The following is a 10734-nucleotide window of genomic DNA, read 5'->3' as shown; positions in this document are numbered from 1 at the left end:
AAAGGCGGCAGGCAAACCGCCAAAGGTTGCCATCACCGCGTTGATGCGAAAGCTCATCATCCTCGCAAACGCTCTCCTCAAGGCGCAGCGAAAATGGACCCCTAAAACACCTTGATCAAAACGGATACTTCAGGGTGTTGTTTCTACCGCAAAACCGCTGCGCACTTTTGCGCGACATGTATTAGTTCCGTTCATCCGCGTTCGGTTCAAGGGCGCTCGGCGTGAAAATCGAGACCATCGTCCTTGGCGCCATACACGGGCCGAACACCGACACTCCATACTAGCTTATACATGAATGATACTTTGATATGCTATGTAGTACTTCTGATCGTTGCTAGATAAGCGATGCAGGACGAGAACAGCAGAGGCGAGACGAACATCGCAACCCGAAAGTTCCCGAGTGCCTGTAGCCGGAATGCGCGGTGGACAAATGGCCGCCTTCCTTAACGAAAAGGAGACTTAATCATGCGTTCTATCCCTCTGAAGGCGACGCTTGCCGCGATGATCGTCGCCATCCCACTCACCGGCGCCTTTGCCGCCTCGTCGCGCGGCGGGGACCATGACGGCAATCACGACCATAACCGAGGCGGCAGCAGCGAATACGGCGACTTCTCGCAGAATGGATGGTTTGACGGCATCAACTCGTTCAGGGCCCATCCGACTGCGGGCAAGAACTTCCTCCAGCAGTTCATGGGTGAATGAGAAGGCCCTACCGTCTCGCCGCAGCCCCGCCGTCTCTCAGGAACGGCGGGGTCTGCAGCATGAAGTCTACGCGCATGCCAAGGGCGCAGAGACCAGCCGCCCGCAGGAAGGCCTGGTTACCTGGAGTATTCCTCAAACCAGGCATGTTTTCGACTTCTCATGCCGCCGAACGAGATCATGAACATGCGGCGCCGCTGACAAAACCTTCGAGCTGGCGGTTCGTTCGCATCGTCTGCCGGCATCGACCCGGCGCAACTGTTTTTGACCCAACCGTGCTTGGCCCGACCGCGGCTGGGACAACGAACCGGAAAATGCTGCCGTGCGGAAGATTGGGCGTGGCCCACAGCCGACCGCCGTGGGCCGTGACGATAGAGCGGCATATCCACAGTCCCAAACCCATGCCCTCGCACTTGGTCGTGAACAGGGGATCGAAGATACGGTCGACCAGTGCTGGATCGAGCCCCGTGCCCGTGTCCTCGACTGCAACCAGCACATCCCCATCTTTGTCGAGCCGGGTGCTGATCCGCAACTCTCGTTGCCGATCCTGCACGGTGCGCATCGCCTCAATGCCGTTCGCGACCAGATTGGCGACGACCCGTTCCAGTTGACCGTGATGGCCCATGACCGGCTCCAGGTTCTCAGCGAGTTCGACCTCGACCGCGATGCGGTGAAGGCGCAGATCGAGGCTGACGAGATTGAGGAGGCCCTTGATCAAATTGTTGATGTCGAGGTTAGCCGCCATGGGCGGGGATTTTCGGACCAGATCCCGAACGCCTCTGACGACACCCGCGGCGCGAAGGGTGTTGCCGATGATCCGTTCGATGGCCTGTTTCGCCTCATCGAGATTGGCCGGGTCTCTCGTCAACCACTGCAAGGCGGTTTCCGCGTTTGTCAGAATGGCGGTAAGCGGCTGGTTTACCTCATGCGCGATGCACACCGCGCGCTCGCTTACTGTTGTCGATTGGGTGCCATACATCAGGTACGGGCTCCTGCGGCAAGAGGGGCGCGATCTGGTCGTGGGCGGTACCGAGGGCTGCAGAAGATCAATCCGCCTGACCGTGCGAATGGGCGCGATGAGGATATTCCCTCTGCCGGGGAGGAGATCTTCCGGAGCGTTCGGTGTGATGAAGCTATGCGCATGTCCCACATCATGACCTCCTCCAGCGCGGCGATTGCCTGGAATTTCATGCCATGGATTATGCGCCCTATGAGCCATGATGCGAGTTTAGCGTTGCAAATAGCTGTAAATTTTCGCACCCAAAAACGCCCAAGACAGACAGTGAATAACCACATGCGTGGAGAATCGCTCCAGACGCCTGGCGGTGACATGAAGAGCCATGGGGTTGAAGGCGAACCACGACTGGTTTGCCGACCTCAGTTGGCCGAATTCAGCTCTTCGACAAGTTGGCGCGCGGCAACCAGGTCTCGAGTTTCAAATCCCTCGGTAAATCGCCGATAGATGTCTTCGAGCATGGAGCGGGCGTCCTTGCCCCGGTCGTGCTCTTTCCACAAGCGTGCCAGCGGGATTGCAGCTCTCAGTTGCCAGCTCAAGGCTGATTGCTTGCGGGCGCTGTCGATCGCGCGGAGCAGTGCACGCTCGGCCGCCGGAAGGTCCGGTCGCGGCTGCGCCAGCAGGATTTCGCCTTGGGCCCGCAACAAATCGGGTAACCACAATATCTCGCCGACCTGGTCCGCACGCGCCACAGCCCCGTCTATCGTGGCCAGCGCTTCGCCCGGCCGACCGGAACGGGCCAGCCCTTCGGCCAAGGCACGCCGCGTCGACAGCGTCACGATGCGGTACTGATCGGCATCCATCGCCTTCAGCCCCGCCCGCAAGATCTCGACAGCCGATGACGCATCGCCGTTCGCGACCATGAGTTCACCTTTCAGCGCCAGGCCGACCGCGCGATAGGGAGCAAGGGAGTATTTGGTAGCCTGCTCGATTACAATTTCAGTATACTCCTGCGCTGCTCTGAAGTCGCCACTCCAGTGGAAAACAGGGACGAGATAGATGAGAGCAATACAACTTGAGACTGGGTGATCGTGGCTCTGCGCCTTTTTGATTCCGTGACGTGCGACTTCGCAACCCTGATCCGCGAAGCCACACAGCCACAAGGATCTGGCGAGCGTCGCGAGCCCCGATACATGGTGGTCGTGGCCAAAGAAGCTCACCCTCCCCAGCCTGAAATCCGACGCCAGCTTTGAGCCTTGCTTGCAGTGGCGAAGCGCTGCCGCCTGATCGCCGGTCAGGTGATATGATCCACCTAACATCCATTCAGTCATTGCGTTTTCGATCGGGCCTCCGCTAGCCTTGGCAACGGCAGCGTTCCGTTTGGCGGCCGCCAACGCGCCGCTGAAGTCGCCCTGGCGCATAAGGAAGATGTAGAGTCCGGAAAGCAGCTGGAGTTGATGCCTTCCATCCTGCAAAATTTCGGAGAGCTCCAGGCCGCGCTCGATCCCGGCCCTGACTTCCAGGCTGTTGCCGCGGGAGTACATGGATGACATCGCCAGTGCTCCCTGGAGTTCCAGTTCCCATTGCGTCCGGTGGTCCGCTTCCCGCAGCGCGCGCAGGGCTCGCCGGCACCATTGCTGACACTCATCCAGCAGGGAAAGTCCCAGAAATAGCGGGGCCGCATGGGCAGCCAGCTCAATGGCGAGAGACCGGTCATCCGAACTGGAAAAGCTCCATGCGAGCGCTTTGCGAACGTTGCCGATGTGAGGAGCGTGGACGGCAACGTTGTGGCCATCGAAAGCCGACCCTTTGGCCATGCCCTGCTTGAGAAGGCCGGTGAAGTAGCCAGCGTGACGTCGTTCGGCGGCTTCTGCTTGCCCGTCTTCGGTGAGCTTGGCCGCGGCATAAGCGCGTGTGGTATCTAGTAACCGGTAATGAGTAAGTCCGCTCGTTGTCTCGACGCGCATGAGTGACTTGTCGACCAGGCTGGCGATCGCGGAGGTCACCATCTGTATCTCACTCCCCGCGTCCCCGGCCACGGCATGCGCCGCCGCCAGCGTGAAATTGCCAACGAACACGGACAGCCTCCGGAGAACTCTCTGCTCGTCCGCCGACAGGAGCCTGAAACTCCAGTCGAGCATGGCCCGCAACGTCTGATGCCGGGGCAATGCGCTGCGCCGGCCCGGCAGGAACAACTCGGCGCCGCTGTCCAGGAGATCGGCGGTTCCTTGAATGCCATGGGTGCCCACACGGCTGGCGACAAGCTCTATCGCCAAGGCGATCCCGTCGAGCCGGCGGCAGATCCTGGCGACAATTGGAGCTTCGGCGTCGCTGAGCCGGGCATGGTGCCCGCTCGATGCCGCCCGCTCCATGAAGAGCTGCACGGCGGGCGAAGCCAGCGCCTGAACGGCAGATGGCGTTTCGTCAGGCGGACTGTCGAGAGGCATCAGCAAATGCACATACTCGCCCTCAACGCGCAACGCCTCGCGACTGGTCGCCAACAAGTGCACCGACGGCGCTGCGTGAAGCAGGCGTGCGCAGAGCGGCGCGGCCGTCTCGATGACATGTTCGCAATTGTCGAGAACGACGAGCATCCGCTTGTCAGCCAGGAAGGCGCGTATGTACGGCTCGTGATCAGGGCCCTGGACAAAGCAGCCGAGTGCCGAAGCCACGGCACTGGCAACGTCTGCCGGGTTGTTGAGCGAACCCAGGTCGACAAAGCAAACCGCATCGTCGCCGAATTCCTGGCGCAGTGCATTGGCGACTGCCACGGCGACGGTCGTCTTGCCTATGCCGCCTGGTCCGACCACGCTGACGAAGCGCCGTGACAAGAGCAGCGAGGACAGTGCGGTAACGGTCTCGCTGCGACCGACCAGCAGCTGCAACGGGGTGGAGAAACCCGGGGGCCGCGCGGGGCTTGCAGGAGCGGCGATCGGGGCCGTGCCGCCCGCGCCGGAGCGCCGGACCGGTGCGACGAAGGTGTACCCCCGGCCGGGAACATTGACGATGTAGCGGACATAATCCTTGCCGTCCCCCAGCACCTTGCGAAGGGCGGCGATGTGCACGCGAAGATTGGCTTCCTCGACAAAGACGCCCGGCCAAACCAGATCGATCAGTTCTCGCCCGCTCACGACCTCGCCCGGTCGGCCGGTCAACGCAATCAGCACGTCAAGAGCGCGGCCGCCGATGGCAACAGGTTTGCCATCCCTGACCAGCATCCGCTCTGCCCCGATCAGCCGAAAAGGGCCGAAAAACAGGATTTCACCGGTCTCTGTTTGGTCGCTACTTGTGACGACAGCCGAACCGGTTCCCGGCACTCTTATGCGCAAAGATCCGGTCGGCCTTGTTTGCATCTTTTCACGACCTTTAGCTTGTCAAGACCCGCCATGCGGGGTCATGTCGAGCGGCGTCCGAAGGAAGTAGCGAACGAGAGGCCTCAACCGGGGCTGCGCCGCGCCGCGAAGAAACTACAATTCGTAGGCGGCAAATAGAATCCATGCGCAAGCCCTTGTTGAGGAGGCTTGGCACCGAGGTCCGTTCAAAGCTGGAAGGCGAGGTCGAAGGTAGAGATCTTGCTCGCGCAAGTCCGTATTGCATTTGACGCTGGCAAGCCCTTTCTGATCGCCGCATTGGAAATGCTCCTGTGGCAGTGGGAGTGGGCCGCCAGCTCAAACTCGCCGTAGCGCTTCTTGAAACGCGCAAAATCGATTTCGATATCGAGAAAATACGGAAAGTGTGCTTGGATAGCCTTGCGCGCTGGAGACAGCCATGGCCGAGCAAACCGGATGAGCGAATGACAACGAAGGGCAAATCTCCTCTGATACGCTCCAGTGGAGAATGTCCTGCAACCCGACATTGATGCCTCGCTCCAGCCCCTTTCGACAGCGATCGGATACAATGTCGTTCCACGCGCTGCTGCGGAGAAAGCGAAAGCATAGAGGAAGCATGCTCGAGTCTCCATTCTGGCTTGGTACAGATTCGTGTCCGATCGGCGGGTTGGTCTACTACTTAGGTCTATCCAGAATAGCCGTCAGACTGGTTATGGGAGCAGGCGCAGAGCGCATCAGTTCGGCCATCCTGACCAGGTCTGCCAGGGATTGCGCGCCCATCCTTCTCATGACTTGAGCACGATAGATCTTAACCGTGGATTCTACCACGCCCATCCTTCCGGCGACCTGCTTGTTCATCAATCCTGCCGTCACGAGATCCATGACCTCGCGCTCGCGCTCGCTTAGCGTCTGAAATCGGGCGAAGGTCTCGATCGCCTGTCGGCTGCGATCGAGGCGCATGCTGTCCAGCTCGATGGCCCTTGTGACGGCATCCAGCATGTCCTGTTCGCGAAACGGCTTCGTCAGAAAGTCGACTGCACCCGCCTTCATGGCTCTCACCGCCATCGGAACGTCGGCGTGGCCCGTCATGAATATGATTGGAACTCGAACGCCCGCGGCGACAAGGCGGGCCTGAAAGTCGAGACCGCTAATGCCGGGCAGACGAATATCCAGCACGAAACAGCCCGCAAGGTCCGGCAGTTCCATATTCAACAGCTCGGTCGGAGACGAAAATGCCCGGCTCTGCAAACCGACGGATTCCAACAAATCGATCAGCCCTTCGCGCATCGAAAGATCGTCCTCGACGATGAAGACAAACGCATCTTGGGTAGCCCGAGCATAAATGGGAGCGGCCACCGGACGAGCGTATGACTGCGTCGGCCGCTCCAGCAAGCGTTCATATTTCCGGCTCATCAGATCACTTGTCATCACTATTCCCCTTGGGATGAGGCCAAAACGGCCAGGGCGACCGCCGCAAGCAGGGCTGAAGCATCGAAGGGCTTTCGAAAGAAGCCATGATGACCCTCAGCAGCAGCGCGCCTTTGGTCTGTGGCTTCATGGCGCGCCGTAATGAAAATGACGGGCAAGTCGGGGCGCACATTTCGCGCTCGCCGGCGAAGCTCGAAGCCGTCGACAACTGGCATGCCGATATCGGCAATCAGGCAATCTATCTTACGCAACACGTCGTGTTCGAGGAGAGACTGAGGAGATGAGAACAAACGAACCGAGTGTCCCGCCGACTCCAGAAGGTTCTCGATCGACTCGAGGACCCGAACGTCGTCATCGACAACCGCGATCGTTGATTTCCGTGCAGCGTTCATTTCGAAGATGTTCCCGCGCGCCGAGAATGGGTTATTGGTACTTGCAGCCTTTCGGCGATCCTCACGAGATCGGCCAGCGATGCAGCCTGCATCTTGTGCATGATCTTGCTGCGGTGGATTTGCAGCGTCACCTCACTGATCCCAAGTTCCGCAGCCGCCTGCTTGTTGAGCAGACCGCTGACGACCAGCGGCAGAACCTGCCGTTCGCGGGAGGTCAGAGAGGAAAGGCGGCGCTTTAGCGTCATAAGCTCGGCCCGCTCCAGGCGGGCGTCGCAATCCCGATCGATGGCCGTGTGGATGGACTTCATCAACTCGGTTTCGCTGAACGGTTTGGTAAGGAAGTCCACGGCGCCGCGCTGGATGGCACGTACAGAAGATGGAATATCGCCGTGTCCTGTGATGAAGACGATAGGCGGATGTTGCTCGTGGTCGGTCTGTTTCTGGAATTCCAGCCCGTTGATATCAGGGAGTTCGATATCGAGGATCAGGCAACCGGGCAGGTCCGGTCGGGGAAAAGCCAGATAATCGGCAATCGAGTTGAAGGCGACGGATGCCAGGCCTCTTGCCGCCAGAAGTTCGCTCAGCGCCTCGCATATGCGCTGGTCGTCATCAACGATGAAAACGATGCAGTCGTCCTGGGTCATGCCGCGTCGCCCGATTGGATCGGCAGCGTAAACGAGAACATGGTTCCCCTTGGCTCGATGTTCTCTGCCCAAAGCCGGCCGTCGTGCGACTCCAGTATCGAGCGACAGATTGCCAGGCCCATGCCCATCCCCCCCGCCTTCGTCGTGAAGAACGGATCGAAAATTCGCTCTGTTTCGGCAATTCCGTCGCCGTTGTCGCGGACGTCGACCAGGATAGCATCCTCTCCATGGCGGCGGGATCCAAACTTCAGTGATTTCGACACGTCGATTGTCGACTTCATTGCGTCGATCCCGTTGCGGACCAGATTGACCAACACCTGCTGCATCTGTACGCGGTCCGCGAGCACCGGCGGCAGGGCCGCATCGAGATCCGTTTCAACGAAGATGCCCTGCGAGATTATTTCATCGAACATCAGCTGACGCACCTCGCCGATCACCTCGTTGAGATTGATTGAAGTTCTGGACGAAGCGGTCTGCTTGAACAGTGCTCGTATTCGGCTGACGACCTCGGCCGCTGCCATGGAATCGCGAACCATTCGCTCCGCGGTGATGCGTGCCCGCTGCAGGTTTGGAGGATCCGCCGACAGCCAGCGTTGGCAGGCGTGACTGTTGGTGATGACAGCCGCCAAGGGCTGATTGACCTCATGCGCGATCGAGGCCGACAGCTCGGCGAGGCTCGCAAGCTGCGAAGCGCGCGAGAGCTTGTCCTGCGTCGCGCGAACGATGTCATGGGCTCTCATCTCGTCATCGATGTCGATGATGACGCCATACCATTTCACGATGCGGCCATCGTCGTCCCGTAGCGGCTGGGCGCGATTATCAACCCAGCGATAGATGCCATCGCCCCGGCGGTTGCGGTACCGCATGGCGAAAGGCTCCCCGGTCTTCAATGAGTGGATCAGGCTTCTCTTCACAGCCTCCAAGTCATCGGGATGCATAAGGCGTCCAAGTGCCCCGTCCAGCTTGGTACCCTCCTGGGGCTCGCTGTGGTCGATCTTGCGGCCATAGTAGGCTTCCAACTGCTTGTTGATGTAGGCTGGTTCACCCTCGGGAGTGACGGACCAGACGAGTGTCGGTATGGTGTCGACAAGCTGCTGGAGTTCATACTGTCTGGCTCGCAGCGCCTCCTCGGCCCGCTTGCGATCGTCGATATCGGTGTTACTCCCGAACCAATGGATCACAATGCCGGAGGCATCGAGCACTGGTTCGCCTTGGAAAAGGAACCAGCGGTATTGGCCATCGAAGCGGCGCAGCCGTGCCTCGATCTCGCCCGGCGCACCCGTTGCCAGGAGAGATCGCCAGTATTCGACAAGCCGGTCCCGATCGTCCGAATGTATGGCGGCAATCCAACCCCAGTCGCTTGCCTGCTCCTGAGACAGGCCCGTGTATTCGAGCCATCTCCGGCTCAGGAATTCGGTGGACCCATCTGGGTGGGCGGACCAGACCAGTGTCGGAAGAGCGTCGATCAGCCGCTGGAGCTGAAGCTCTTTGGCCTCCAAAGCCTGTTCCGCTCTCTTGAGGTCATCGATGTCGGTGAACAGGCCGTACCAGCGTATGACTTTGCCATCCTCGTCGAAAATTGGTTCGAGGCGCGCATGGAACCAGCGGTATAGGCCATCGCGTCGCCGCATGCGGTACGCGCGGTCCATTGGCTCGCCGGTTTGAATGCAACGCTGTCGCGCTGCCGCAACGCTGTCGCGTTCGTCGGGATGAATGATGCTGAGAAAGCCCAGCCCACTCAGTTCGAGGAGGTCCAGTCCAAAATAATCCCTTTGCGTCTTGTTGGCGTAGTCTTGATTGCCTTGGGAGTCAGCGGTTGCGATCATCCCCGGGATGTTGTCGAGTATTGACCGGACGCTGTGCTCGCTCGCGCGCAGAGCTTCCTCCTGGACCTTCTGGTCATCGATATCGAGCAGGATTACATACCACCCGTTGAACTTGCCGTTCCGATCGTGCCTGGGGCTAGCCGCGACACGGAACCAGCGGTAGGTGCCATCGTGGCGACGAAGCCGGTACGCGCCATGAAATTCCTGGCCATTCTCCAGGCATTGCGACATGAGGCCTGCAGTTCGGTCGAAGTCCTCCGGATGAATAACCTGCCGGCAATCGAGATTGTTGGTGTCGACCGCGCCGAGATAATCCCGAAGGCTCGTGTTCACCTTGGTCAACCGGCCTTCCGTGTCGACGATCCATGCCAGTCCGGGAATGCTCTCCAGGAATTCGCGCGCGTCATACACGGCGCGATCCAACGCAGCCTGCCTTTGCGACTCTTGAATGAGAAAGCCGGTCACGATCGCAATTGCGGCAAGGAGGGCCATACGCATGTAAGTATGGCGTACGGTGATTTCCTCCTGTTCGCCGGACAGCCAGAACACCAACAAGCCGACGCCGAAAATGGCTATGGCCAAGCCATATGTCCGCAGCGGCGACATTGCTTTCATTTTCGGATACTCCCGACGCGGCTCCTGCTGCCGCGCGAGCGACCTCAGGGCCTCGCCCCACAAGAAGGCAACATGATCGGTCCCCCGAGATGTCGGACTTCCAGCGCACTATATCAGAATAGAATGCCGCCCAGGCATAATGGAAAGACGTGATGGATAGCCGGTCGCCCGCCGCTGCCGTTGCACCGTGAACTGAGCGGACAGCAGCGGGTGACGCTCAAATATGTGTATCCCCGGCACACCGGCCGATTGACGCCGGTCTGCCGAGCATCCCCTCGCTACCGACAGGCCCGGACTGGACATGCAGCGTCCATCGACAGGTACACGCTGCAACCTCAGGACTGATAACCGCAAGGAAGGGCCAGTGGCCGCAAAGCAGACAAAGCCGTTCCACAAGCCAGCCGGTATGCTGCTGTCAAACCTGATCGAAGGCGGCCCAAGGTCACGATGTGACCGTCCGCGCCGGACGGCTTACAAGATCGAAGCCGCCGATTTTCTGCGGTAGCGGTTGCCGGTGAAATAAGACGAGGAGACTACAATGAACTGCAATCGAGCGCTGCTGCAGATTTCATCGATTGGCGCCGGCGTTTTCATGTCGATCTGTCTCACGGGCACCGTAGCGACCGCCGCAGCCAAAGACCAGGACGCTGCGGCAACCGTCGTTGCCGACCAGGTGCGAAGCCAAGGCTTCCGTTGCAAAAATCCGACCTCTGCGGAGCGCATTGAGGCCGAGTCCGCCCCCAATCAGACCGTCTACCTGCTCAAGTGCGAGGGCATGACCTACAGGGTGCTCTTGATTCCCGATCAGGCAGCTGACGTGGCCAAAGTTGACTGAAGCCCAATGCG

8 protein-coding genes and 1 pseudogene are annotated in these 10734 nt (G+C 59.8%); 3 read left to right on the top strand and 6 right to left on the bottom strand.

The annotated features are described in order from the left end of the window. Positions 1 to 115 (top strand): annotated as a pseudogene (locus tag CN311_RS25690) (IS110 family transposase); the annotation flags it as partial. A 350-nt stretch (positions 116 to 465) separates the two neighbouring features. After that, positions 466 to 702, top strand: coding sequence for a hypothetical protein (locus CN311_RS25685; protein WP_097576468.1), 237 nt, complete (start codon positions 466 to 468; stop codon positions 700 to 702). A gap of 175 nt (positions 703 to 877) precedes the next feature. Here CN311_RS25685 and CN311_RS25680 read toward each other — a convergent pair whose 3' ends face one another. From CN311_RS25680 to CN311_RS25655, 6 genes are all read right to left on the bottom strand, one after another. Further along, positions 878 to 1678, bottom strand: coding sequence for a sensor histidine kinase (locus CN311_RS25680; RefSeq protein ID WP_165779854.1), 801 nt, complete (start codon positions 1676 to 1678; stop codon positions 878 to 880). Positions 1679 to 2076: 398 nt separating this feature from the next. Continuing rightward, positions 2077 to 4971 (bottom strand): ATP-binding protein, encoded by a 2895-nt coding sequence (locus tag CN311_RS25675; RefSeq protein WP_208866574.1) that lies wholly within the window; start codon positions 4969 to 4971, stop codon positions 2077 to 2079. A 687-nt stretch (positions 4972 to 5658) separates the two neighbouring features. Then, positions 5659 to 6411 (bottom strand): response regulator transcription factor, encoded by a 753-nt coding sequence (locus tag CN311_RS25670; protein WP_245440951.1) that lies wholly within the window; start codon positions 6409 to 6411, stop codon positions 5659 to 5661. Positions 6412 to 6413: 2 nt separating this feature from the next. Then, positions 6414 to 6803 (bottom strand): response regulator, encoded by a 390-nt coding sequence (locus tag CN311_RS25665; protein WP_097576465.1) that lies wholly within the window; start codon positions 6801 to 6803, stop codon positions 6414 to 6416. Then, the gene (locus CN311_RS25660) at positions 6800 to 7447 is read right to left on the bottom strand and encodes a response regulator transcription factor (RefSeq protein WP_097576464.1); all 648 of its coding nucleotides are present in this window, start codon (positions 7445 to 7447) and stop codon (positions 6800 to 6802) included. The genes CN311_RS25665 and CN311_RS25660 overlap by 4 nt, the downstream gene beginning before the upstream one ends. Next, the gene (locus tag CN311_RS25655) at positions 7444 to 9888 is read right to left on the bottom strand and encodes a PAS domain-containing protein (RefSeq protein WP_097576463.1); all 2445 of its coding nucleotides are present in this window, start codon (positions 9886 to 9888) and stop codon (positions 7444 to 7446) included. Before CN311_RS25655 ends, CN311_RS25660 begins: the two co-directional genes overlap by 4 nt. Positions 9889 to 10426: 538 nt before the next feature. Between CN311_RS25655 and CN311_RS25650 the strand changes: the two genes are divergently transcribed. Next, on the top strand, positions 10427 to 10723 hold the full coding sequence (locus CN311_RS25650) for a hypothetical protein (RefSeq protein ID WP_097576462.1): 297 nt from the start codon (positions 10427 to 10429) through the stop codon (positions 10721 to 10723). The last annotated feature ends 11 nt before the right edge of the window (positions 10724 to 10734 follow it).

This window comes from Mesorhizobium sanjuanii, assembly GCF_002529485.1.
Lineage (GTDB): Bacteria > Pseudomonadota > Alphaproteobacteria > Rhizobiales > Rhizobiaceae > Mesorhizobium > Mesorhizobium sanjuanii.
The sequence above is the reverse complement of the archived record's forward strand: the minus strand, read 5'-3'. Positions and strand labels throughout refer to the sequence as shown.